At 63.9% G+C, this 21,536-nt stretch carries 24 protein-coding genes; 13 read left to right on the top strand and 11 right to left on the bottom strand.

Annotation, left to right across the window (positions count from 1 at the left end; translation table 11 throughout):
- Positions 1-62 precede the first annotated feature (62 nt).
- From FW796_RS10550 to fdhA, 3 genes are all read left to right on the top strand, one after another.
- Positions 63-695, top strand: coding sequence for a sarcosine oxidase subunit gamma (locus FW796_RS10550; RefSeq protein ID WP_446439341.1), 633 nt, complete (start codon positions 63-65; stop codon positions 693-695).
- A gap of 156 nt (positions 696-851) precedes the next feature.
- On the top strand, positions 852-1,709 hold the full coding sequence (gene purU, locus FW796_RS10545) for a formyltetrahydrofolate deformylase (protein ID WP_041752650.1): 858 nt from the start codon (positions 852-854) through the stop codon (positions 1,707-1,709).
- Between the two features lie 170 nt (positions 1,710-1,879).
- The gene (gene fdhA, locus FW796_RS10540) at positions 1,880-3,079 is read left to right on the top strand and encodes a formaldehyde dehydrogenase, glutathione-independent (RefSeq protein WP_015637296.1); all 1,200 of its coding nucleotides are present in this window, start codon (positions 1,880-1,882) and stop codon (positions 3,077-3,079) included.
- Positions 3,080-3,304: 225 nt separating this feature from the next.
- Here fdhA and FW796_RS10535 read toward each other — a convergent pair whose 3' ends face one another.
- The 3 genes from FW796_RS10535 to FW796_RS10525 all read right to left on the bottom strand — a co-directional run bounded on the left by FW796_RS10535 (position 3,305) and on the right by FW796_RS10525 (position 5,334).
- Positions 3,305-3,868, bottom strand: coding sequence for a hypothetical protein (locus FW796_RS10535; RefSeq protein ID WP_446439340.1), 564 nt, complete (start codon positions 3,866-3,868; stop codon positions 3,305-3,307).
- A gap of 150 nt (positions 3,869-4,018) precedes the next feature.
- Positions 4,019-4,693 (bottom strand): anti-sigma factor, encoded by a 675-nt coding sequence (locus FW796_RS10530; RefSeq protein WP_446439339.1) that lies wholly within the window; start codon positions 4,691-4,693, stop codon positions 4,019-4,021.
- Positions 4,690-5,334, bottom strand: a complete 645-nt coding sequence (locus FW796_RS10525) for a sigma-70 family RNA polymerase sigma factor (RefSeq protein ID WP_446439338.1) — start codon at positions 5,332-5,334, stop codon at positions 4,690-4,692. Before FW796_RS10525 ends, FW796_RS10530 begins: the two co-directional genes overlap by 4 nt.
- 184 nt (positions 5,335-5,518) lie before the next feature.
- On the opposite strand from FW796_RS10525, the gene FW796_RS10520 reads away from it, so the two are divergent.
- The 4 genes from FW796_RS10520 to FW796_RS10505 all read left to right on the top strand — a co-directional run bounded on the left by FW796_RS10520 (position 5,519) and on the right by FW796_RS10505 (position 8,551).
- On the top strand, positions 5,519-6,082 hold the full coding sequence (locus FW796_RS10520) for a DUF2780 domain-containing protein (protein WP_123726552.1): 564 nt from the start codon (positions 5,519-5,521) through the stop codon (positions 6,080-6,082).
- A 138-nt stretch (positions 6,083-6,220) separates the two neighbouring features.
- On the top strand, positions 6,221-6,649 hold the full coding sequence (locus FW796_RS10515; protein ID WP_446439337.1) for a DUF350 domain-containing protein: 429 nt from the start codon (positions 6,221-6,223) through the stop codon (positions 6,647-6,649).
- A 10-nt stretch (positions 6,650-6,659) separates the two neighbouring features.
- The gene (locus FW796_RS10510) at positions 6,660-7,397 is read left to right on the top strand and encodes a DUF1190 domain-containing protein (RefSeq protein WP_446439336.1); all 738 of its coding nucleotides are present in this window, start codon (positions 6,660-6,662) and stop codon (positions 7,395-7,397) included.
- Positions 7,394-8,551: a glutathionylspermidine synthase family protein gene (locus FW796_RS10505; RefSeq protein ID WP_346633146.1), complete on the top strand. Its 1,158-nt coding sequence runs from the start codon at positions 7,394-7,396 to the stop codon at positions 8,549-8,551. Before FW796_RS10510 ends, FW796_RS10505 begins: the two co-directional genes overlap by 4 nt.
- On the opposite strand, the gene FW796_RS10500 is transcribed toward FW796_RS10505, so the two are convergent.
- Positions 8,552-9,439 (bottom strand): acyltransferase, encoded by an 888-nt coding sequence (locus tag FW796_RS10500; protein WP_446439335.1) that lies wholly within the window; start codon positions 9,437-9,439, stop codon positions 8,552-8,554. It lies immediately after the preceding gene.
- Positions 9,440-9,658: 219 nt separating this feature from the next.
- On the opposite strand from FW796_RS10500, the gene rloA2 reads away from it, so the two are divergent.
- The 5 genes from rloA2 to FW796_RS10475 all read left to right on the top strand — a co-directional run bounded on the left by rloA2 (position 9,659) and on the right by FW796_RS10475 (position 14,006).
- Positions 9,659-10,159: a retropepsin-like aspartic peptidase RloA2 gene (gene rloA2 / locus FW796_RS10495; RefSeq protein ID WP_346633144.1), complete on the top strand. Its 501-nt coding sequence runs from the start codon at positions 9,659-9,661 to the stop codon at positions 10,157-10,159.
- Positions 10,160-10,218: 59 nt separating this feature from the next.
- Positions 10,219-10,899 (top strand): two-component system response regulator CreB, encoded by a 681-nt coding sequence (creB, locus tag FW796_RS10490; RefSeq protein ID WP_446439334.1) that lies wholly within the window; start codon positions 10,219-10,221, stop codon positions 10,897-10,899.
- A complete protein-coding gene (gene creC, locus FW796_RS10485) occupies positions 10,899-12,317 on the top strand; it encodes a two-component system sensor histidine kinase CreC (protein WP_446439333.1) in 1,419 nt (472 codons plus the stop codon). Before creB ends, creC begins: the two co-directional genes overlap by 1 nt.
- A 149-nt stretch (positions 12,318-12,466) precedes the next feature.
- Complete coding sequence (gene creD / locus FW796_RS10480) at positions 12,467-13,843, top strand: cell envelope integrity protein CreD (protein WP_346633141.1); 1,377 nt, start codon at positions 12,467-12,469, stop codon at positions 13,841-13,843.
- Positions 13,836-14,006, top strand: coding sequence for a hypothetical protein (locus FW796_RS10475; protein WP_404937805.1), 171 nt, complete (start codon positions 13,836-13,838; stop codon positions 14,004-14,006). Before creD ends, FW796_RS10475 begins: the two co-directional genes overlap by 8 nt.
- Here FW796_RS10475 and FW796_RS10470 read toward each other — a convergent pair.
- Positions 14,003-14,632: a glutathione S-transferase gene (locus tag FW796_RS10470; protein WP_404937804.1), complete on the bottom strand. Its 630-nt coding sequence runs from the start codon at positions 14,630-14,632 to the stop codon at positions 14,003-14,005. The two genes, FW796_RS10475 and FW796_RS10470, sit on opposite strands and share 4 nt — an antisense overlap.
- Positions 14,633-14,742: 110 nt before the next feature.
- Between FW796_RS10470 and FW796_RS10465 the strand changes: the two genes are divergently transcribed.
- Positions 14,743-15,165 (top strand): hypothetical protein, encoded by a 423-nt coding sequence (locus FW796_RS10465; RefSeq protein WP_346633138.1) that lies wholly within the window; start codon positions 14,743-14,745, stop codon positions 15,163-15,165.
- On the opposite strand, the gene FW796_RS10460 is transcribed toward FW796_RS10465, so the two are convergent.
- The 6 genes from FW796_RS10460 to FW796_RS10435 form a co-directional block, all read right to left on the bottom strand.
- Entirely contained in the window at positions 15,143-15,331 is a 189-nt protein-coding gene (locus tag FW796_RS10460) for a hypothetical protein (protein ID WP_346633137.1), read from the bottom strand. The two genes, FW796_RS10465 and FW796_RS10460, sit on opposite strands and share 23 nt — an antisense overlap.
- Complete coding sequence (locus tag FW796_RS10455; protein ID WP_446439332.1) at positions 15,328-16,449, bottom strand: PepSY-associated TM helix domain-containing protein; 1,122 nt, start codon at positions 16,447-16,449, stop codon at positions 15,328-15,330. The genes FW796_RS10460 and FW796_RS10455 overlap by 4 nt, the downstream gene beginning before the upstream one ends.
- A gap of 62 nt (positions 16,450-16,511) precedes the next feature.
- Positions 16,512-18,971 carry a TonB-dependent siderophore receptor gene (locus FW796_RS10450; RefSeq protein WP_350403795.1) on the bottom strand — a complete coding sequence of 820 codons (2,460 nt, stop codon included), beginning with the start codon at positions 18,969-18,971 and terminating at the stop codon, positions 16,512-16,514.
- Between the two features lie 179 nt (positions 18,972-19,150).
- Complete coding sequence (locus FW796_RS10445; protein ID WP_346633134.1) at positions 19,151-20,128, bottom strand: FecR family protein; 978 nt, start codon at positions 20,126-20,128, stop codon at positions 19,151-19,153.
- Complete coding sequence (locus tag FW796_RS10440) at positions 20,125-20,643, bottom strand: RNA polymerase sigma factor (protein ID WP_346633133.1); 519 nt, start codon at positions 20,641-20,643, stop codon at positions 20,125-20,127. Before FW796_RS10440 ends, FW796_RS10445 begins: the two co-directional genes overlap by 4 nt.
- A gap of 176 nt (positions 20,644-20,819) precedes the next feature.
- Complete coding sequence (locus FW796_RS10435) at positions 20,820-21,527, bottom strand: 3'-5' exonuclease (protein WP_346633132.1); 708 nt, start codon at positions 21,525-21,527, stop codon at positions 20,820-20,822.
- Positions 21,528-21,536: the final 9 nt, after the last annotated feature.

The following is a 21,536-nucleotide window of genomic DNA, read 5'->3' as shown; positions in this document are numbered from 1 at the left end:
TCTTCGCCGACAGCCGCCCCCACAGGGCTGGCGTTATCAACAGAATTCAGGACAGGTGCTCTATGACCGCAGTCAACGTTTACCAACAGCGCCCTACCAGCGGGGCCAAGGCCGAGTCGTCCTTGCACCACGCCGACCTGCCGAGCCTGGTGGGCAAGGGCCGCAAGAACGCCGGAGTGATCCTGCGCGAGAAAAAACTCCTCGGCCACCTGACGATCCGTGGCGACGGCCACGATCCGGCCTTCGCTGCCGGCGTGCACAAGGCCCTGGGTATCGAATTGCCGGGCGCCCTGAGCGTGGTGGTCAACGGCGACAGCAGCCTGCAATGGCTGGGCCCGGATGAGTGGTTGCTGATCGTGCCCAGCGGCGAAGAATTCGCCGCCGAGCAGAACCTGCGCGCAGCCCTGGGCGACCTGCATATCCAGATCGTCAACGTCAGCGGTGGCCAGCAGATCCTCGAACTGTCCGGCCCCAACGTGCGTCAGGTGCTGATGAAGTCCACCAGCTACGACGTGCACCCGAACAACTTTCCGGTGGGCAAGGCGGTGGGCACGGTGTTCGCCAAGTCGCAGCTGGTGATTCGCCGTACAGGCGAAGACACCTGGGAACTGCTGGTACGCCGCAGCTTCTCCGATTACTGGTGGATGTGGCTGCAGGATGCCGCGGCCGAATATGGCCTTAGCGTGCAGGCCTGAACCCCGCTTGGCCTGGTAGGAGCGAGCTGGCTCGCGAACTCGCGAAGGATGGATTTCCCGGAAGACCACAGCGCCCTTGGATTTTTCGCGAGCAAGCTCGCTCCTACAGAGAATCGACCGCGCTGCGGTTGCCCCAACGAACAGGAGTTACTCCCCATGAGCCGAGCCCCTGATACATGGATTCTCACCGCCGATTGCCCCAGCGTGCTCGGCACGGTGGACGCGGTGACCCGCTTTCTGTTCGAGCAGGGCTGCTACGTCACCGAGCACCATTCCTTCGATGACCGGCTCTCGGGCCGTTTCTTCATTCGCGTGGAATTTCGCCAGCCCGACGGCCTCGACGAACAGGGCTTTCGCGATGGCCTGGCGCAGCGAGCCAAGGCCTTCGAGATGAACTTCGAACTGACCGCGCCACACTACCGGCCGAAGGTGGTGATCATGGTCTCCAAGGCCGACCACTGCCTCAACGACTTGCTCTATCGCCAGCGCATCGGCCAGTTGCCCATGGACGTGGTGGCGGTGGTGTCCAACCACCCGGACCTCAAACCCCTGGCCGACTGGCACCAGATTCCCTACCACCACTTCCCCCTCGACCCCAACGACAAGCCGTCCCAGGAGCGTCAGGTGTGGCAGGTGATCGAGGACTCCGGTGCCGAACTGGTGATTCTTGCCCGCTACATGCAGGTGCTGTCGCCGGAGCTGTGCCGCAAGCTCGATGGCAAGGCGATCAATATCCACCACTCCCTGCTGCCGGGTTTCAAGGGCGCCAAGCCTTATCACCAGGCCTACAACAAGGGCGTGAAACTGGTGGGCGCCACCGCGCACTACATCAACAACGACCTGGACGAAGGCCCGATCATCGCCCAGGGCGTGGAAGTGGTGGACCACAGTTACTACCCCGAAGACCTGATTGCCAAGGGCCGGGACATCGAAGGCCTGACCCTGGCCCGGGCGGTGGGTTATCACATCGAACGGCGGGTGTTCTTGAACGGCAACCGCACGGTGGTGCTCTGATGATTCTTGGGGCTGCTGCGCAGCCCTTCGCGAGCAAGCTCGCTCCTACAGGCGTTGCGCCTGTTCGCGTGAAAGCGATTTTGAAAACGAAACAGCATCTGTACCCGAGCAATCCACGTGTTTCCCCTGTGGGTAACGCGGTTCCATAACAACAACAGCGAGGTGAAAGCATGTCTGGTAATCGTGGTGTCGTGTATCTCGGCAGCGGCAAGGTCGAAGTACGGAAAATCGACTATCCAAAAATGCAGGACCCGCGTGGCAGGAAGATTGAGCACGGCGTCATCCTGCGCGTGGTCTCCACCAACATCTGCGGTTCGGACCAACACATGGTCCGTGGCCGTACCACCGCCCAGGTCGGCCTGGTCCTGGGCCACGAAATCACCGGCGAAGTCATCGAGAAGGGCAGTGACGTCGAGAACCTGAAGATCGGCGATCTGGTTTCGGTGCCGTTCAACGTGGCGTGCGGGCGCTGCCGTTCCTGCAAGGAGCAACACACCGGGGTCTGCCTGACCGTCAACCCGGCCCGCGCCGGTGGTGCCTACGGTTACGTCGACATGGGCGACTGGACCGGTGGCCAGGCCGAGTACGTGCTGGTGCCTTACGCCGACTTCAACTTGCTGAAACTGCCGAATCGCGACAAGGCCATGGAGAAGATCCGCGACCTGACTTGCCTCTCCGACATCCTGCCCACCGGTTATCACGGCGCCGTCACCGCTGGCGTTGGCCCGGGCAGCACCGTTTATGTGGCCGGTGCCGGTCCGGTCGGTCTGGCGGCCGCCGCTTCTGCGCGCTTGCTGGGGGCGGCGGTGGTGATTGTCGGCGACGTCAACCCGGTGCGCCTGGCCCACGCCAAGGCCCAGGGTTTTGAAATTGCCGACCTGTCCAAGGACACCCCGCTGCACGAACAGATCGCCGATTTGCTCGGTGAGCCGGAAGTCGACTGCGCAGTGGACGCCGTGGGCTTCGAAGCCCGTGGTCACGGCCATGCCGGTGCCCAGCACGAAGCCCCGGCCACCGTGCTCAACTCGCTGATGGGCGTGGTGCGGGTGGCGGGCAAGATCGGCATTCCCGGCCTGTACGTCACCGAAGACCCGGGAGCCGTGGACGCTGCAGCGAAGATGGGCAGCCTGAGCATCCGCTTCGGTCTGGGCTGGGCCAAGTCCCACAGCTTCCACACTGGCCAGACCCCGGTGATGAAATACAACCGCCAACTGATGCAGGCCATCATGTGGGACCGCATCAACATTGCCGACGTGGTGGGGGTTGAAGTCATCAGCCTCGACGACGCCCCGCGCGGCTATGGCGAGTTCGACGCCGGCGTGCCGAAGAAATTCGTCATCGACCCGCACAAGCTGTTCAGCGCTGCCTGAGGACCGTCAGCCTTTGGGTTGAAGCCTGTCAGTCACTTAAAACGCCGCGTTCTCTTGCCGAGAACGCGGCGTTTTTTCTTCTGGGGGGAGGCACTTTCAATCAGGCGATCAGTGTGGCGCACAAGCGCCGTCCCAGCACATCCATCAGGTCGCAGCCATCGGTTGATGTCTTGCAGGAATTGTCGGTTGTTCGGCGAGTGCTCGGTAACGGTTGCGGATGGTGAGTCAATAGCCTCTGCCCGGGTAGTCGAACCAGTGTTCGCCACTCAGGATTTCCTTTATGTCGGTCTCGGCCAGGATGCCTGGCGCATCCCGCTGGAAGCGCGAGCGCCACTGGGGCAGCCACCAGTAGTTCAGCGCCGTGCCTCTTGGTATCAGCACCAGGGTCAGGACGGGGCGGTCCATGGCGCCGCGCTGGTACAGCTGGTGGCTGCGGTCCATGAGGTCCAGGTAGTAGTCGAGGGGCAGGGACAGCATCAGGGCCGTGGTGTGCACCTTTTCTGTCTGGGTTCGCTCTGGGTCCTGCAGCAGGTTCAGGGCTTCGCAGTAGTAACGCTCGGGTTGGCGGGCGAACGCCTGGGCCTCGGCAACGCCAAGAATGCCCAAGGCACTGCCGTCGTCGCGCCAGTCGGCTCCCTGGCGATCGCTGAAGTGCTGGCGGATGAAGCCGGTCAGGGGGCCCGGGGCCGCGTCGGTGCATTGGCTGCTATCGACCGGGGTGCTGATTCGCCAGAGGAACAGGGCCGTTGCCAGGGCCAGCAGGATGCAGCTGTATAGCGCAGCTCTCATAAGAGTCCGTTCGGTTGATGGCGCCAGGTGGCGCGGGGTCTTCCATGGCAGGCAGGGGGGCTGTCTGCAAAGGCGTGGGTGGGGCCTGGGCGCGGAGTTTACCTTGAGGGCGTTCGCGGGCAAGCCCGCTCCTACGCCAGCGGGTGCCGGTTACAGCACTGTAAGTTGTCCCTGGTACAGCACCGGCCCGGTGGGTTGCCCGGTAGGCGAGCCGCCGTGGGGTTCGAGGCTCACCGCCAGGGCGATCGGGGTGCCCAGCAGCTCGCGCTGGGCCGGGCTCAGGTTGATCTTGCCTTTGCCCCCCACCGGCACCACGCCGAGGGAAATCGGTTTGCCGTCGGCAGGAATCGCCCAGAGTTCCAGGCTGCGGTCCAGGCCAACAGCCGCCAGGGTCAGGGGTTCGACTTGCAGGTACTGGGCGTGGGCCTTGATCCGCAGCGCCGGTTGCTGGTCGGCGCTGAGCAGGGTGGCGCTGTAGCGCACCTGATCGCTTTGCTGGATAAAGCCGATGTACAGGGTCGCCACGACTGCGCAGGCGGCAATCGCCAGGCGCAGGCGCATCCACAGTGGATTTTTCTTCGGTACATGCAGGACCTGGGGTTCGATGCGTGCCTGGATACCCTCCCAGACCCGCTCCGGCACCACCTCTTCAGGCAAGGCGTCGGTCAAAGGGGCCAGGCTTTCCTGCCACTGCGCCAGTTCTTCACGCAGGGCGGTGTCATCCAGCAAGAGCATTTCAAAGCGCCGGCGTGCGGCGCCCTGCATCAGGCCGATGGCGTAGTCGGCGGCCAGGGCGCGGCGTCGTTCAGGGGTTTGATAGTTCATGCTTCAAGGCACCGGCGCAGGCGTTCCATGCCCCGGCGAATCCAGGATTTCACCGAGCCCAGGGGCGCCGCCAAGTGTTCGGCCAGCTCCGAGCAGGACAGGCCCTGGAAGTAGGCCACGGTGATGGATTGGCGTTGCATGCCGTCGAGGTTTTCCAGACAGCGGTTCAGGGCCTGGGCTTGGCGCGCGCTGTCCAGTTGTTCGTGGGCTGAAGGGCCTTGATCCTCCAGCTGTTGTTCTTCGAACTCGCCCAACGGCCGTTCGCGGTGTTTGCGCAACTGGTCGATGGCCTGGTTGCGGGTGATGTTGATCATCCAGGTCAGGGGCGCGGACAGGTGCGGCTGGTAGCGCACGGCGTTGTTCCAGATGCGCACGAAGCTTTCCTGCAGCACCTCTTCGGCCAGATCGCGGCGGCCCATGAAGCGCAGGGCGACGCCGTGCAGGCGTGGCGCAACACTGCGATAGAGGGTTTCGAAGGCCCGGCGATCGCCCAGTGAACACTGGGCCAGCAGGTGCCGCAGCTGATCGGTGTCGAGGGTCGAGATAGCGGTTCTCCTGGCAGGAACTGGGGCAAGGGGCAACGACAGACGCCGACTGACGCAGCCAAAGATTAGTCCAGGGGGGGCGGTTGTTCCATTCACGTCCTGTTGCCTCGTGCCGGGGCTGGGATAGGCGCTTGTGAACGATATACGTAGCAGCAGCGGGCCTGGATGCAGCCGCCGGACGGCAGGGTGGGTGTCGGAACATTCGCCGTCGGCCTCAGTCAAAACACTGTTTTCCCGCTGCCCGAATCCGGGTGGTTTCTCGCCCCATGAGGTTGTTTCGATGAATATTCCACGCGGTTTCGCCCTGGCTACCCTGATGACCCTGGCAGCCGGTTCGGCTTTGGCCGGCGGTTTCAGCCTGAACGATGCGGCCAATGCCATTGCCGGCATGCAGGGCGGCGACAAGGCCGCTGCTGCCGCACCGACCTCCCAGACCGCCGGTCTGCTGGGCACCCTGTCGCAACTCAATGTCACCCCTGAGCAAGCCGTCGGCGGCACCGGCGCCATGCTCGGCCTGGCGAAGAATCAACTGAGCAGTTCGGACTATTCACAACTGAGCAAAAGCGTACCGGGCCTGGACCAGCTCTCGGGCAGCAACGCCCTGGGCAGTTTGGGCGCCTTGGGCGGCCTGCTCGGTCAGTCTTCCGGTAAAACCGCCGGCCTGGACAGCGCCCTGGGCAACGTCAAGGACACCAATGACTTGAACAACGCCTTTGGTGCCCTGGGCATGGACAGCGGCATGATCGGCCAGTTTGCCCCGTTGATCCTGCAGTACCTGGGCCAGCAGGGCGTCGGCGGTTCTCTGCTGCAAAGCCTGAGCGGCATCTGGGGCGTGGCCAAGTAACGCCCTGCAGCCTCGGCGCCGGGCGCGTCGGGGCTTTTCCTGATTGTTGATGCACTCGTCTTTACCTTTCCTGGAGTTTTCGTCGAATCGGGCCTGTGCTATATCTCGCGCCCCGTTTTCCAAGGAAGCTTGAACGCGATGTTCATGGATGCACTGAAGATGTCTCTGCCCGCCGATGCGGTGCTCGGTTTCATGCTCTACATGCTGGGCGCTGCCCTGGTCTTTGCCCTCTACGCGTTCATCTACACGCGCCTGACGCCTTATAACGAATTCGCCCTGATCCGCCAGGGCAACAGTGCCGCGTCGATCGCCCTGTCCGGTGCCTTGCTGGGCTTTGCGATTCCGGTGGCCAGCGCAATTTCCCATTCCATTTCGATCATCGATTTCCTGCTCTGGGCCGGCGTCGCCGCGGTGGTGCAATTGCTCACGTTCCTGGTGGTCAGCCTGATCCTCAAGGGGCTGTCCCAGCGCATCGCCAACCAGGAAAACGCCGCAGCGATCCTGGTGGCTTCGGTCTCTGTCGGTGTCGGCCTGCTGAATGCGGCCTGCATGACCCCATCGGTCTGAGGGCGTCGGCATGAAGCGCAGTAGAAGTGTGCGCCTGGTGCTGCTGGGCAGCGTGCCGTTCGCCCTGGCCGCCTGTGACGGTCAGCCCCAGGCGACCCGGGAAGTGCGCCAAACCCAGAACTTCACCAGTCTGAGTGAATGCGAGCGAGCACAGATCCCGTTGGCGATCTGCCAGGCGGCTCGGGCTGATGCCAGCGAGCGTGGAGAGAGCGTGGCCCCGCGTTACCTGGATCTGCAACGCTGTGAGGAGGAGTTCTTCACGGGCAAGTGCATGGTCTCCCGGGACAACCGCGCCTACGTGCCGCTTTCCAGCGGCTTTGCCCTGACCACTCAGCGCACGGTGCCGGTCGAGCCCGAGGAAGAACAGCAACAGAGCAGCTCCAGCAGCAGTTCAGGTAGCAGTGGTGGTGGTGGTGGTGGTGGTGGTGGTGGTGGCCGTAGCAGCAACGCCTCCAGCACCGGTTCCAGCTTCTGGCGCTGGATCGGCCTGGACTCGACCCCGGAGCCGCGCTATTTCAGCGAGCCCCTGTATCAGGAGCGCGACGGTCGCGGCGGTACGCGACTGAGCACCCTCAGCCAGCAGGTGGAGGCCGGCAAGACCTTCTCCGGCGCCAACGGTGGACGCTTCGGTATTTCCAGCCCGGAACACTTCACCAGCGCCGGCAACTCCCTGGCCGGTGCCCATGAAGTGGTCAGCCGCAGCGGCTTCGGTTCCTCCAGCCACAGCAGTTGGAGCTTCGGTTCTTGAAACGCATCCCCAGCACCCCGCGGGCGGACTGGCAGGCCACGGCGGAACAACTGGGCTTCGCTTTCCACACCTTCGACGGCGAGCCTTACTGGGACGAGTCGGCCTATTACCGCTTCAACCTGCGACAGATCGAGGACGACCTGGAAGACCCGACCCAGGAACTGCACGAGCTGTGCATGGCCCTGGTGGCCGAGGTGGTGGACAGCGAAGAGTTGCTGGAGCGCCTGGCCATCCCCGAGGCCTTCCATGAGTTGATCCGCCAGTCCTGGAAGCAGGGCGAGCCCCATCTCTATGGGCGCATGGACCTGTGCTACGACGGCGCAGGTCCGGCCAAGCTCCTGGAAACCAACTACGACACGCCGACCTCGCTGTATGAGGCGAGCTTCTTCCAGTACGTCTGGCTCGAACAGCAGATGCAGCGCGGACAACTGCCGGCGGGCTGCGATCAGTTCAACAGCATCGAGGACAAGCTGCTCCAGGCCTTCGTCCAGGGTGGCTTCAAGTCGCCGATGCACTTCGCCTCGGTCAGGGACTCGCTTGAGGATCGCGGCACCGTCGAATACCTGCGGGACATCGCCCGTCAGGCCGGCCTGGGTACGCGGCTGATCGATATCGAGGCGATTGGCCTGAATGCCGGCGGGCGTTTTGTCGACCTGCTGGGCACGCCCATTGAAAGCCTGTTCAAGCTCTATCCCTGGGAGCATTTGTTCAACGAAGCCTTTGGCCCGGCGATTGCCGGCAGCGGCACGCAGTTTGTCGAGCCGCCGTGGAAGGCGATCCTGTCCAACAAGGGCGCCATGGCCCTGCTCTGGGAGCGGCACGCGGGGCACCCGAACCTGCTGCCGTCGTTCATCGACGACGCCCCCTGCGCCAGCCTGAATGCGGGCTGGGTGCGCAAGCCGTTCTTTTCCCGTGAAGGGGCCAATGTGGAAATCTGCACCGCGGGTGGCGAGCGTTTGATCGAAGCCGGGCCCTACGGTGGTGGCCCCTGTATCCGCCAGCAGTTTCAGCCGCTGCCGACCTTTGCCGGTAATCACACAGTGATCGGCAGTTGGGTGATCGGCGATCAGCCGGCGGGGATTGGCATTCGTGAGGACAACTCGCCGATCACCAAGGACAGCAGCCGCTTCCTGCCCCACGTGATCATCGATTGATCAGCGGTTTTCGCTCAGCAGTTCGCTGATGCGCTGGTCCTTGTCGGTCCATAGCCGGTTGACCCAGTCCTGCACTTGCTGGCGGAACGCCGGGTCGTTTTCGTAATCGCCGTGCCACAGCGACGGGTCCAGCTCGCGGGTACGGATGTCGATGATCACCTTGGGCACGCTGCCGCAGATCAGGTCCCAAAAACCGGGGGTGCGTGCTTGTGGATAGACCACAGTCACATCCAGCACCGCGTCCAGTTGTTCACCCAGGGCTGCGAGAACGAAGGCCACGCCGCCAGCCTTGGGCTTGAGCAGGTGCTGGAAGGGGGAGTTCTGCTGCTGGCGCTTGGCTGGGGTGAAACGGGTGCCCTCCAGGTAGTTGACCACGGTCACTGGCTGGCGCTTGAACAGCTCGCAGGCAGCCCTGGTGATTTCCAGGTCCTTGCCTTGCAGTTCCGGGTGCTTGGCCAGGAACGCCTTGCTGTAGCGCTTCATGAAGGGGTAGTCCAGGGCCCACCAGGCCAGACCGAGGAAGGGCACCCAGATCAGTTCCTTCTTGAGGAAAAACTTGAAGAACGGCGTGCGCCGGTTGAGGGTCTGGATCAGCGCCGGGATGTCGACCCAGGATTGGTGGTTGCTCACCACCAGGTAGGAGGTGTCTTCACGCAGGCCTTCGCCGCCGCGGATGTCCCAGCGGGTAGGGATGCACAGGGCAAAGATCAGCTTGTCGATTTCGGCCCAGGTTTCGGCGATCCACATCACCGCCGCGGAAGCGTAGTCCCGCAGGCGCCCCGGGAGGACCAGCTTGAGCAGGGCAAACACCATCAGCGGGCCGAACAGCACCAGGGTGTTGAGCAGCAGGAGCAGGGTGACGAAACAGCCGGTGAGCAGGCGGCGCATAAGGCACTCTTTACAATCTTTTGGGCGCGCCATGATAAGCAGCTTCGCCGGACAGGCCAAATGCTAGTGTGCTGACGAATGTTTCACTTGGGGACGGGTAGGGTGTTGGGCAGGCTGGGCCTCTTCGCCGGCAAGCCGGCTCCTGCAGGGCAGGGGTAGAACCAATTCGTTGGCAGCGGTCTAAAATCCCGCTGCCCCTCTCACAAGGAATCCACTGTCGTGAAATCTGTCCTTGCTCTTGTTTCTCTGTTGGCGCTGCCGGTGATGGCCGCCGAGCCGACGCTGTATGGCCGTTACGAATACATCCGCCTGCCGGAAATCGGTGAAACCCTGCAGGCCAAGATGGACACCGGAGCCCTGACCGCTTCGCTGTCGGCCAAGGATATCCAGACCTTTACCCGCGACGGCGAGGACTGGGTGCGTTTCCGCCTGGCCACCAAGGATGCCGGGAGCAAGGTCTATGAACACAAGGTGGCGCGGATCAGCAAGATCAAGAGCCGTTCCGACGAAGGCGATGAGGTTGAAGAACCGCAGTCGGCCAAGCGCCCGGTGGTGGAACTGGAAATGTGCCTGGGCAACGTCAAGCGCACGGTGGAGGTCAACCTCACCGACCGCAGCAGCTTCAACTACCCGCTGCTGATCGGCGCCAAGGCTCTGCGTGAATTCGGCGCGGCGGTGAACCCGGCGCGGCGTTATACCGCAGACAAGCCCGACTGCTGATTGACGGCTTACCGGGCATCCGGCACCGTTCGCCCACTGAATTTGCGTGCTTGGATGCCATGCCCCATATCCTGATTGTCGAAGACGAAGCGGCGATTGCCGACACCCTGATCTTTGCCCTGCAAGGCGAAGGTTTCACCACCACTTGGCTGAGCCTGGGCCGCGGGGCCCTGGACTATCAGCGGGCCACCCCGGCGGACCTGATCATCCTCGATATCGGTCTGCCGGATATCAGCGGCTTTGAAACCTGCAAGGAGCTGCGCCGCTTTAGCGAGGTGCCGGTGATGTTCCTCAGCGCCCGGGACGGTGAGATCGACCGGGTGGTGGGGCTGGAGATCGGTGCCGACGACTATGTGGTCAAGCCTTTCAGCCCGCGGGAAGTGGCGGCGCGGGTCAAGGCGATCCTCAAGCGCATGACCCCGCGAGCCGCCCCCGAACCGGCGACGGCCTTGTTTGTTATCGACGCGGAACGGGTGCAGATCAGTTATCGGGCCCAGCCCCTGAGCCTGACCCGGCATGAATTCCGTCTGTTGCAATGTCTGCTGGAGCAGCCCGAGCGAGTCTTCAGCCGCGAGCAACTGCTGGACGCCCTCGGGGTGGTGGCGGATGTGGGCTACGAGCGCAATATCGACAGCCACATCAAAAGCCTGCGGGCCAAGTTGCGCCTGGTGGCGGCCCAGGCCGAGCCGATCCAGACCCATCGCGGCCTGGGCTACAGCTACAGCCCGAGTCACGCCTGATGACTCTGGGCATCCGCATCTTCCTGGTCTATCTGCTGTTCATCAGCCTGACTGGCTATTTCGTGCTGAGCACGGTGATGAAGGAGATCCGCCCCGGCGTGCGCCAGTCCACCGAGGAAACCCTGGTGGACACCGCCAACCTGCTGGCGGAGATCCTGCGGGACGATTTCAAGGCCGGCACCCTCAGCGAAAACCGCTGGCCGCAGCTGCTGCGCGCTTACGGCGAGCGGCAACCGGCAGCGACCATCTGGGGCCTGCCGAAGAATCAGGTCAACCACCGTATCTACGTCACCGACGCCAAGGGCATCGTGGTCCTGGACTCCAGCGGCCTGGCGGTGGGCCAGGATTATTCGCGCTGGAATGACGTGTACCTGACCCTGCGTGGCCAGTACGGCGCCCGTTCGTCGCGCTCGCTGGCCGACGATCCCAACTCCTCGGTGATGCACGTGGGCGCGCCGATCCGTGACAACGGCCAGATCATCGGCGTGGTCACCGTGGCCAAGCCCAACAGTTCCCTGCAGCCCTATGTCGACCGCACCGAACGCCGCCTGCTGTGGTACGGCGCCGGGCTGATCGCCATGGGCCTGCTGTTTGGTGCCTTGCTGTCCTGGTGGCTGAGCGCAGCGCTGCGACGCATGACCGCTTACGCCCTGGCGGTCAGCGAAGGCCGTCGCGCCGAGCTACCGCACTATCGCGGCGGCGAGCTGGAGCAACTGGCGACGGCGGTGGAACACATGCGCACCCAGCTCGAAGGCAAGGCCTATGTGGAGCGCTACGTGCACACCCTGACCCACGAGCTCAAGAGCCCCCTGGCGGCGATTCGCGGCGCGGCGGAGCTGCTGCAAAGCGAGATGCCCCTGGAGCAGCGCCAGCGCTTCGTCGGCAATATCGACAGCGAAAGCGCACGCATGCAGCAGCTGATCGAGCGCCTGTTGAACCTGGCGCAAGTGGAACAGCGCCAGGGCCTGGAAGAGCGGATCAGCGTGCCCCTGGCGCCCTTGTGCAAGGAACTGCTCGACAGCCAGCACGGGCGTATCGAAGGCAAACAGCTTCAGGTGGAATTGACGGTGGCGGCGGACCTGGCCTGGTCCGGCGAGCCGTTCCTGCTACGCCAGGCCCTGGGCAATCTGCTGACCAACGCCCTGGACTTCAGTCCCGTGGGCGGCCTGCTGCGTTGCAGCGCGCAACGGGTGGAGCAGGGCGTGGAACTGGTCCTGTTCAACCAGGGCGAGCCGATTCCGGACTACGCCCTGCCGCGCCTGTGCGAGCGTTTCTATTCCCTGCCGCGCCCGGACAGCGGGCGCAAGAGTACGGGCCTGGGGCTGAACTTCGTCGAGGAAGTGGTGCAACTACATGGCGGCCAGATGCACATTGCCAACGTCCCAGGCGGGGTACAGGTGAGCGTGCGCCTGCCCTGATCAAGCGGACTTGAAGGGGGGATGTGACGAGGGAGCAAGCGCCCTCGCCACACAGGCCCTGGGGATTCTCCACAGAGTCTCCACATTGTCCCCATAAAACCCCCATGGCCGCGTCCCAGACTCTCCCCCATTCGAACCGGGAGAGCCTCATGAACCGTAACTTGACCTTTAAACTCGGGGCCATCGGCCTGCTGATCCTGCTGTTGCTGATCCCGCTCTTGATGATCAGTGGCCTGATCGGCGAGCGGCAGTCCCTGCGCGACGGCGTGCTCGACGATATCGCCCGCAGCTCCAGCACCCAGCAGCAGATCAGCGGCCCGGTGATGGTGGTGGATTACCGCCAGACCGTGCGCACCTGGAAGACCGACGAAAAAACCAAGAAACGCTACCAGGAAACCAGCGAGGAGCAAGGGCGGCTGTTCTTCCTGCCGGAGCATTTCGAGCTGGACGGCAAGGCCCAGACCGAGCTGCGGGCCCGGGGCATCTATGAGGCGCGGCTGTTCCATGCCGACAACCACATCAGTGGCCACTTTGTGGTTCCCGAGCAGTACGGCATCAAGGAAAACTTCGCCGACTACCAGTTCGACCAGCCATTCCTGGCGGTGGGTATCAGTGATATCCGCGGTATCGAAAACGCCCTGCAACTGCAGCTCAATGGCCAGACCCTGGACTTCGCCCCGGGCACCTTCGTCAGTTGGCTGGATGAAGGCGTGCACGTGATGCTGCCGCCCCTGGACCTGAAGAAAGGCACCCGCCTGGACTTCGCCTTCGACCTGCGCCTGCAGGGCACCGGGCAGTTGCAGGTGCTGCCGGTGGGCAAGACCAGCAAGGTGCTGCTGACGGCCAACTGGCCTCACCCAAGCTTTGTCGGCAACTACCTGCCGGTGCAGCGGGAGGTCACCGAGCAGGGCTTTTCGGCGCTTTGGCAGACCTCGTTCTTCTCCACCAACCTGCAGCAGGCTCTGGATCGTTGCGTGATCACCAGTGAGTGTCGCGACTTTAATGGCCGCAGTTTTGGCGTGAGCTTCATCGACCCGGTGGACCAGTACCTGAAAAGCGATCGGGCGATCAAATATGCGTTGCTGTTCATCGGCCTGACCTTTGCCGGGTTCTTCCTCTTCGAGGTGCTCAAGAGCCTGTCGGTCCATCCGATCCAATACGGCCTGGTGGGCGTGGCCCTGGCGTTCTTCTACCTGTTGCTGCTGTCGCTGTCCGAGCACTTGGGCTTCGAGCTGGCGTATGGCCTGTCGGCGGCGGCCTGTGTCGGCCTGATCGGTTTCTATGTCAGCCATGTGCTGCACAGCTGGCGCAATGGTGCGGCCTTTGCGGCGGGGCTGGCGGCTTTGTATGGCTTGCTCTACGGCCTGCTCAGCGCCGAGGACTACGCGCTGCTGATGGGTTCGCTGCTGCTGTTTGGTCTGCTGGGCGTGTTCATGGTGCTGACTCGCAAGCTGGACTGGTATGGCATTGGCTTGCGCAAGGAGCCGGCACCCTTGCAGTTCGATCTGGAGGTGGTGCGTGAGTAGGTCGTTGGGGTTGCGCGAGGATCAGCGTCTGCGGGAAAGCCTGACGCTGCGCATTGGCGAGTTGTTTCCGCTGGAGGCGTGGTGGCTGGTGCGCCAGCAAGCCACGCCCCGTGCTGTAGGAGTCGGCTTGCCGGCGAAAAGGCCCGATCGCCTGACCGATTAGAGCGGCGGTCGGGTCTCGAGCATCGAAGGCCGCTGACTGACCTCGAAGTACCAGGCAGCGAGGCCGGGCTGTTGCTGGCGCCACTCCAGGTCCGGATGGCGGAAGTCCAGGTAAGCCAAGGCACAGGCGACGCTGATGGCGGCCACGTCGAAGTGGCTGGTCAGCTCGGCCAGCGCCTCGGCCTCAAGCACTGCCAGGGCTCGCCGGATCTTGTCACGCTGGCCTTCGAGCCACGGCGCCCAGTGGTGTTCCGGTGGCCGCAGGGTCAGCTCGTAACGCACCAGCACGGCGGCCTCCATGATCCCGTCGGCCAGGGCCGCCAGGGTCAGGCGCCGCCAGCGGGCCGAACCCTCTCGGGGAATCAGTGGGTTGCCGACATGTTGCTGGTCCAGGTACTCGAGGATCACCCGACTGTCGTAGAGCACTTGGCCGTTGGCCAGGCGCAGGGCAGGAATCTTGCCCAGGGGGTTGTCCTGGTTCAGCGCGCTGTCCGGGTTTACCGGGGTCAGTTGGCAGGCTTGCAGGGCCACACGGTTGAGCTGCCCGGTTTCGTGCAGCAGCACCATGATTTTGCGTACGTAAGGTGATGCCCGGTTGTGGAACAGCGTCATGCTTGGGGTAGACATGAATATTCCTCGCGGTTGGGAGCGGAGCACAGGCTCGCGGCCCGAGGATCTTAGCGCAGCCTGTGGCACTGGCCACAGGGGCGGCATAAGGGACAGACAAGGAGTGATGAATGCGCAGGTCCTATCTTTTGCACGGGCTGTACAGTCTGGCCCTGACCCTGTTGGGTGGGCTGGCGGTGTACCTGGCCCTGCAATACGAGTTTCGTCGCCATGGCGAGGGTGAGCCCGAGTTGATCATGGCGTTTGCCTATATGGCCTGGTACTGGGCGCTGCCGGCGTTGGCCCTGCCGGCTCTGGTGTGCGGGCTGCTGGGCCTGCGTGGCCCCGAGCCGGTGACCCGGCCCTGGCGTTGGAGCCTGGCGGCGAGCTATGTGCCACTGCTGGGGCTGGCGCTGTTTTGCGTACTGGTCGCGGCTGAGGCGCTGCTGGAAAACCGCGTGTTCATTCCGGTGCTGCTGATCAGCCTGGGGCTGTCGGTGTATCTGTGGCGCGGTTTTCCCTCGGCTGCCGTCAAGCCGCTCGCCCGCGCCTGAACAAGCCCCGAAGGGCGATCAGCGCCGGCAGGCCGAGGCCGAGCCAACTCAGGCTGTCCCAGAACCCATCCCCCAGCAGCGCGGCGAACAGGCCACCGGCGCTGAGCAGGGCCAGGGCCAGCGGCACCCTGAAGACTTTCCAGAAGTTCGATGGCCGAGGCTTCATGGGCGCACCTGCGCAACCGACTTCGCAGCACGCCGGCGGACTGTCCACAGGTACAGGCCACTGCCCAGGACAATGATGGTCAGCCCATCCAGGGTCGCCCACAGCACCTTCATCGGCATGCCGCCGTAGTCACCGAAGTGCAGCGGCTGGGACATGCCCATGGCATCCATGTACCAGGGGCGCGTGCCCACGGCAGTGACCTGCAGGGTGCCGGCGTCGATCAGCACCGGGGTCAGCAGGTGCGAAGTCAGGTGGCTGCTGCCCTTGAGGAACACCGCGTAGTGGTGCTCGCTGGAGAAGCGCGTACCGGGGAAGGCGATGAAGTCCGGCTGCATGCCCGGAGCCGCGTCCCGGGCGATATCCAGCAGGCGGCTGGCCGGTGCCAGTGCGGCCAGCGGCGGGGCGTCGCGGTAGGGTGCGACCATGGCGCTGAGGCTGTCGTTGCGCCAGGCGGCGATGATCAGGTCGGCGCAGGCGCTGATGACCCCGGTCACCCCCACCACCAATGCCCAGGTCAAGGTCACCACGCCAATCAGGTTGTGCAGGTCGAGCCAGCGCAGGCGGGTGGATTTGTCCTGGCGCACGCTGGCGAATTTCAAGCGACGCATGAACGGCAGGTAGAGCACCGTGCCGGAGATGATCGCCAGCACAAACAGCAGGCCCATGAAGGCCAGCAGCAGCTTGCCCGGCAGCCCGGCGAACATGTCCACATGCAGGCGCAGCATGACCATCATCAACCCGCCATTGGCCGAAGGCATGGCCACGGCTTCGCCGGTGCGGGCGTCGAGCATGAAGGTGTGGGAGGAATTGGGCTCGGTGCCGGCGGTCTTGGCCATGATCGCCATCACGCCGTTGGGCTCGTCTTCGTCCCAGCCGAAGTACTGCATGACTTCGCCGGGGCGGTGGGCTTCGGCGGCCTTGACCAGCTGTTGCAGGTCCAGGTGCGGGGTGGCGGCGGGCATTTGCCGCAGCTCGGGGGAGTCCCCCAGCAGGTGGTCGATCTCGTGGTGAAAGATCAGCGGCAGGCCGGTAAGCGCCAGCATCAGCAGGAACACCGTGCAAATCAGGCTGGTCCAGGTGTGGATAAAGGACCAGCGGCGGATTGTCTTGCTTTTCATCAAGGCTCCAACAGGCAAAAGGGCCGCGGTTCAGGCGGCCCTTGGGTGAGGGATTTCCCTTCTTAGAATTTGTAATTCACGCTGGCCATGACGTTGCGGCGGTCGCCGTAGTAGCAATAGGTACCGTCGCAGGTCGACATGTATTCCTTGTCGAATACGTTGTTGGCGTTGAGGGCTACGCTGGCGCCCTTGAGCGAGTTGTCCAGGCGGCCGAGGTCGTAATGCACCGCAGCGTCATAGACGGTATAAGCCGCGGTATCGCCGTCGGATTTGCGGGCTACATAGGCCAGGTTGCCTGCCGGAACGTTGTTGGTCTCGCCGATGTAGCGGGCTCCGAAGCCTACGCCGAAACCGTCCAGCAGCCCGTTGTGCCAGGTGTAGTCGGCCCAGATCGAGGCCTGGTTTTCCGGGGTCAATGGCAGCGGACGGTTCTTGTCCTGAGGGTCGCCGACCTTGGTCATCTTGCTGTTGGCGTAGGTATAGGCGGCCGTCAGCTTGAGGTTCTCATTGACGTTGCCCACCGCTTCCAGCTCGAAGCCGCGGACCTTGGCCTCACCCAGTGGGCGGCTGACGCCCAGGCTGTCGGTAAGGACGATGTTCTGCCGGGTCAGGTCGTATACCGCGGCAGTGAACAGCATCTCGCTGCCCGGAGGCTGGTACTTGAGGCCCAGTTCGTACTGCTTGCCAGTGCTGGGTTCGAAGGCCTGGCCTTTGGCGTTGCCGCCGGGCTCGGCCTGGAAGGATTCGGCATAGGAAATGTAGGGGGTGAAGCCGGAGTCGAAGACGTAGCTGAGGGCTGCGTTGCCGGTGAAGGCGTGATCGTCTCGCTCGTCGTGGGGCTTGTTAGTGATGTTGTAGAACCTGGAGTCGGTGTGCAGCCAGTCCTGGCGTCCGCCCAGGGTCAGGCGCCAGTTGTCCAGGGCCATCTGGTCCTGGACATAGAGCCCGGTGCCCTGGCGCTTCTGGTTGTAATCGTTGTAGGCAAAGTAGGCGACTTTGCTGAAGTCCTGGCCGTAGATCGGGTTGATGATGTTGCTGGTGGGCGCTTCACCGTACAGCCACTTGTAGTTGGTGTTGACGCGCTGGTGATCCAGGCCCAGCAACAGGGTGTGCTTGAGCTCACCAGTGTTGAAGTCGGCCTGGAAGTTGTTGTCCACGGCGAACTGGCTGATGTCCTCGTTGACGATGTTGGCGCCACGGCGCACGGTGCCGTCGGCACTCACTGCCTGGTCGGGCTTGTTGGGCCAGAAGCTGCCACCGGCGGTGATGCCCTGGAACGACAGGTCGCTCTTGGTGTAGCGCAGGTTCTGGCGGAACTGCCAGACGTCATCCAGGCGATGCTCGAACGCGTAACCCAGTGCGTAGTAAGTCTTGTCGTAGTATTCCCAGCTCGGGTCGCCAAGGTTCTTGTGGTACTTGATCTCGCCTGCCGGGCTCGCCAGCTTGGTGCCCTGCAACGGCAGGAACTGGCTGGTGATGCCGGTATCGTCGCGGTTGAACTGGCTGAGGAAGGTCAGCTTGGTGTCTTCGTCGATGTTCCAGGTCAGGCTGGGGGCCAGGTTGTAGCGCTTGTCCTGGTTGTGTTCGATGGCAGTGTTGCTGTCGCGGACCACGCCGCTGACGCGATACAGGAAGCGTCCCTGGTCATCGATGGGGCCGGTGCTGTCGAAGCTGATCTGCTTGCGCTGGTAGCTGCCGATCTGCAGTTGCACTTCGTGGCTGCTGCTGTCCTCCGGACGGCGGCTGACCATGTCCAGCAGTCCCCCGGGCGGTGTCTGGCCGTAGACCGAAGACGCCGGGCCACGAAGCAGGGCCACGCGCTCCAGGTCCCAGGTTTCCAGCTTGGGCATGGTGTAGGTGCCTTTGGGCAGGGGCAGGCCATCGAGGAACTGGGTAGGTTCGAAGCCCCGCACTTTCAGCCATTCGGCACGGCTGTCGCTGCCGTAGCTGCTGGCGGTGACGCCGGGCATGTAGCGCACGGCATCGTCGAGGTTCTGCACCGCGCGGTCGCTCATCTGCTCACGGGTAGCCACTGAGATGGAGCGGGGCACTTCGCGCAGTTCGGTATCGGTCTTGGTGCCGACGGCCGTGCGTTTGGCCATGTAACCCTCAACCGGCCCCCAGGCCGTTTCATAACTGCCCTGGCCAGTGATATTGGTTTCCGGCAAGGCCACCACGCCGTCGGGGATGGTCACCAGGCTGTAGCTGCCGGCATCGCTGTGTTCAAGCTGCAGGCCGGTGCCGCGCAGGGCTTCACGCAAGGCGCCCGGGGCATCGAACTGGCCCTTGACCGGGGCCGAGGTCTTGCCCGCCGCCAGGGACGGATTCAGGCTCAGGGCCAGGCCGGCCTGGCTGGCGATCTGGTTCAGGGTGCTGGCCAGGGGCGCGGCCGGCAGGTTGTAGGCGCGCACGCTGGAAGATTGTTCGGCAGCCATCAGCGCCGGGCTGGCCAGGGGGGCGCTGAGGGCGATGGCAACGGCCAAGAGACTGGGGCGCAACAGGGTGTCTAGCGGGCGGGGCATACGGCGGCTCCTGAATGGAAATGTTTCGCAATTGCCTAGGTGCCGGACGAGATTGGAAAAGTGATAGGGCGAATTGAAAATAATTTAGATTTAGATCGGTCGGGGTGGTTCGCTGGCAAGCCTGCTCCTACGGGATCGATGTAGGAGCCAGCTTGCTGGCGAAGGCTGCGACACCAACCTCAGGGCTTGGCGTCGGCCTTGGCCACCACCGTCACCCACCAGGCAGTGTGCCGCTCGATCTTCACGGGTAGGGTCGGCAGCAGGGCATTGAGCGCCAGGTCGGTGTCCTGCAAGGGGAAGCTGCCGGTGATGCGCAGGTCGGCCACTTCCGGGGCCACTCCCAGGTGACCACGGCGATAACGGCCCAGCTCATCAATCAGGTCACCGAGTCGGGCGTTGTCCACCACCAGCATGCCCCGGGTCCAGGCGTCGGCCCCCAGGTTCAGCGCCTGCAGCGGCTCGAGACCGTCCCGGCGCATCAGCACTTGCTGGCCTTCCTTGAACACCTGTTCGTCCTGGCCGGCTTGCGCTCGTGCCGCCACCGCCGATTGCAGTACACCGAGGCGGGTGCCCTGGTCTTCACGCTTGACCAGGAAGCGCGTACCCAAGGCACGCATCCGGCCGTCGCGGGTTTCGACGATGAAGGGGCGGCTGTCGTTGTGCCCGGTCTCGATGAGAATTTCGCCTTCCTGGAGAACGATCCGCCGCTGCTGCTCATCGAAGCGCACATCCAGCGCACTGTGGGTATTGAGATTGATCACCGTGCCGTCCGTGAGGCGCAGGGTACGTTGCTCGCCGGTGGCGGTGCGCTGATCGGCCAACCAGTAGTCCACAGGCAGGTAGCGCTCGGAGGCAAACAGCGCCAGCCCTGCCACCAGCACCACGCTGGCGACCCCGCGTCCAAGCTTGCGCACGCGCCGGCGCAGGCTTTCGCGAGATTGCACCAAGGCATTGCGGGCCGGGCCGACCGCTACGCTGAAACGCTGGTCGAGCATGCCCAACTGGCGCCAGGCGCGGGCGTGTTCTTCATGGGCAGCATGCCATTTGGCGAACTCTTCGCGCTCCAGCGCACTGCCGCCGCCGTCCAGGGATAGTTGCCAGGCAATGGCGGCATCCAGCACCTGGGCGGACACCGGCTTGGAGCTGATAGGGGTCATACCGGCTCCCCGTACAGGGCGATGTAGCACTGGCGGATGCCCTGGGCCAGGTACTGACGTACCCGTGGCACCGAGACTCCAAGACGCTCGGCGATCTGGGCATGGCTCAGGCCGTCGAGGCGGTTATAGAGGAAGGCCGCCCGAGCCTTGCTCGACAGCTTGCCCAGCAGGCGGTCGATGGCCTTGAGGTCTTCGAGGATCATCTGCTGTTGCTCCGGCGAAGGCTGCTCGCCCTCGGGAATCAGCATCAGTTCGCTGAGGTAGGCCTGTTCCAGGGCGGCGCGGCGGAAGTAGTCGTACAGCAGGCCTTTGGCGATGGCCACCAGGAAGGCCCTGGGTTCCCGTGGAGCCTTGAGTTCGTCGCGGCCCAGCAGGCGCACGAAGGTGTCCTGGCTCAGGTCCTCCGCCCGTTGGGCGCAGGCAACGTTGCGCCGCAGCCAAGCCAATAGCCAACTGCGATGGTCGCGATACAGCGCACCAACCAGCTCATTGTGGGGGCTTTGGACTGACGACAACGGGGCTCACCAATCGAGAAGTTTAAAATAACGAGAATTATTCGCGATTGTGGCAGAGGCGAAACAGTGGCGCAATTGACGCTGGTCGGCTGCCTTGTTGCTGAAGCGGGCCGGTGCCGAAGACTTGCGTCTGCAGAGGGCGCCCTCGCCACAGTGATCTGTACTGTCGTGGTGGATCAGAACGAGGGCGCTTGCTGCCGGCGTTTCCATTGGCCGAGACGTTGTTGCAGGTTCAGCGGGCTGTGGATCTGCTGCTGGCGGGCGCGGCTGAACAGGATCAGCGCCAACTCTGCCGTGGCCAGGGCATCGGCCGCTGCGTGGTGACGCTCGGCCACTTGCAGCTTGAACCCGTTGATCCAGTCATCCAGACCAGCCTCACGGACAGCGGCCTGGGGACAGAGCATGGGGGCCATGTCCGCCACATCGAGGAAGCCATGCTGCAGGCGATAGCCCAGGCTGTCCTTGAGTGCCCGACCGAGCATGTGCTGGTCGAAAGGGGCATGAAACGCCAGAAGCGGGCTGTCGCCGACGAACTCCATGAAGTCCAGCAGGGCCTCCACCGGATCGCAGCCGGCGGCGATGGCGCTGGGCCCCAGGCCATGGATCAGCACGCTGGGGCTGAGCTTGTGGCCTTCGCGCTGTAGGGTGCGCTCGAACTGCTGGCTGAAGTCGATGGCGCCGTCCTCGATCACCACCGCGCCGATGGATAGCACCTGATCGCGGTTGAGGTTGAGGCCGGTGGTTTCCACGTCCACCACCACCCAGCGTTGCTCCCGCAGGCTGCACTCGCCCAGCTCGGTGAAAGCGGGCAGGCGGTCGCGACGTTGTTGCTGCTCGGCAGTCAGGACGCTGACGGCGGGACGGAACCAGGCAAACAGGCTCATAGCTGATAA

It is taken from the genome of Pseudomonas sp. 910_21, from assembly GCF_052850735.1.
The sequence above is the reverse complement of the archived record's forward strand: the minus strand, read 5'-3'. Positions and strand labels throughout refer to the sequence as shown.

Coding starts and splice junctions, on each gene's coding strand:
- FW796_RS10460 (WP_346633137.1), bottom strand. CDS start 15,331: ATGAAGCCTCGGCCATCGAACTTCTGGAAAGTCTTCAGGGTGCCGCTG.
- FW796_RS10455 (WP_446439332.1), bottom strand. CDS start 16,449: ATGAAAAGCAAGACAATCCGCCGCTGGTCCTTTATCCACACCTGGACC.
- FW796_RS10530 (WP_446439339.1), bottom strand. CDS start 4,693: ATGAACTATCAAACCCCTGAACGACGCCGCGCCCTGGCCGCCGACTAC.
- FW796_RS10470 (WP_404937804.1), bottom strand. CDS start 14,632: ATGTCTACCCCAAGCATGACGCTGTTCCACAACCGGGCATCACCTTAC.
- FW796_RS10535 (WP_446439340.1), bottom strand. CDS start 3,868: ATGAGAGCTGCGCTATACAGCTGCATCCTGCTGGCCCTGGCAACGGCC.
- FW796_RS10515 (WP_446439337.1), top strand. CDS start 6,221: ATGTTCATGGATGCACTGAAGATGTCTCTGCCCGCCGATGCGGTGCTC.
- FW796_RS10465 (WP_346633138.1), top strand. CDS start 14,743: ATGCGCAGGTCCTATCTTTTGCACGGGCTGTACAGTCTGGCCCTGACC.
- FW796_RS10550 (WP_446439341.1), top strand. CDS start 63: ATGACCGCAGTCAACGTTTACCAACAGCGCCCTACCAGCGGGGCCAAG.
- FW796_RS10435 (WP_346633132.1), bottom strand. CDS start 21,527: ATGAGCCTGTTTGCCTGGTTCCGTCCCGCCGTCAGCGTCCTGACTGCC.
- purU (WP_041752650.1), top strand. CDS start 852: ATGAGCCGAGCCCCTGATACATGGATTCTCACCGCCGATTGCCCCAGC.
- FW796_RS10520 (WP_123726552.1), top strand. CDS start 5,519: ATGAATATTCCACGCGGTTTCGCCCTGGCTACCCTGATGACCCTGGCA.
- FW796_RS10450 (WP_350403795.1), bottom strand. CDS start 18,971: ATGCCCCGCCCGCTAGACACCCTGTTGCGCCCCAGTCTCTTGGCCGTT.
- FW796_RS10510 (WP_446439336.1), top strand. CDS start 6,660: ATGAAGCGCAGTAGAAGTGTGCGCCTGGTGCTGCTGGGCAGCGTGCCG.
- creC (WP_446439333.1), top strand. CDS start 10,899: ATGACTCTGGGCATCCGCATCTTCCTGGTCTATCTGCTGTTCATCAGC.
- creD (WP_346633141.1), top strand. CDS start 12,467: ATGAACCGTAACTTGACCTTTAAACTCGGGGCCATCGGCCTGCTGATC.
- creB (WP_446439334.1), top strand. CDS start 10,219: ATGCCCCATATCCTGATTGTCGAAGACGAAGCGGCGATTGCCGACACC.
- fdhA (WP_015637296.1), top strand. CDS start 1,880: ATGTCTGGTAATCGTGGTGTCGTGTATCTCGGCAGCGGCAAGGTCGAA.
- FW796_RS10445 (WP_346633134.1), bottom strand. CDS start 20,128: ATGACCCCTATCAGCTCCAAGCCGGTGTCCGCCCAGGTGCTGGATGCC.
- FW796_RS10500 (WP_446439335.1), bottom strand. CDS start 9,439: ATGCGCCGCCTGCTCACCGGCTGTTTCGTCACCCTGCTCCTGCTGCTC.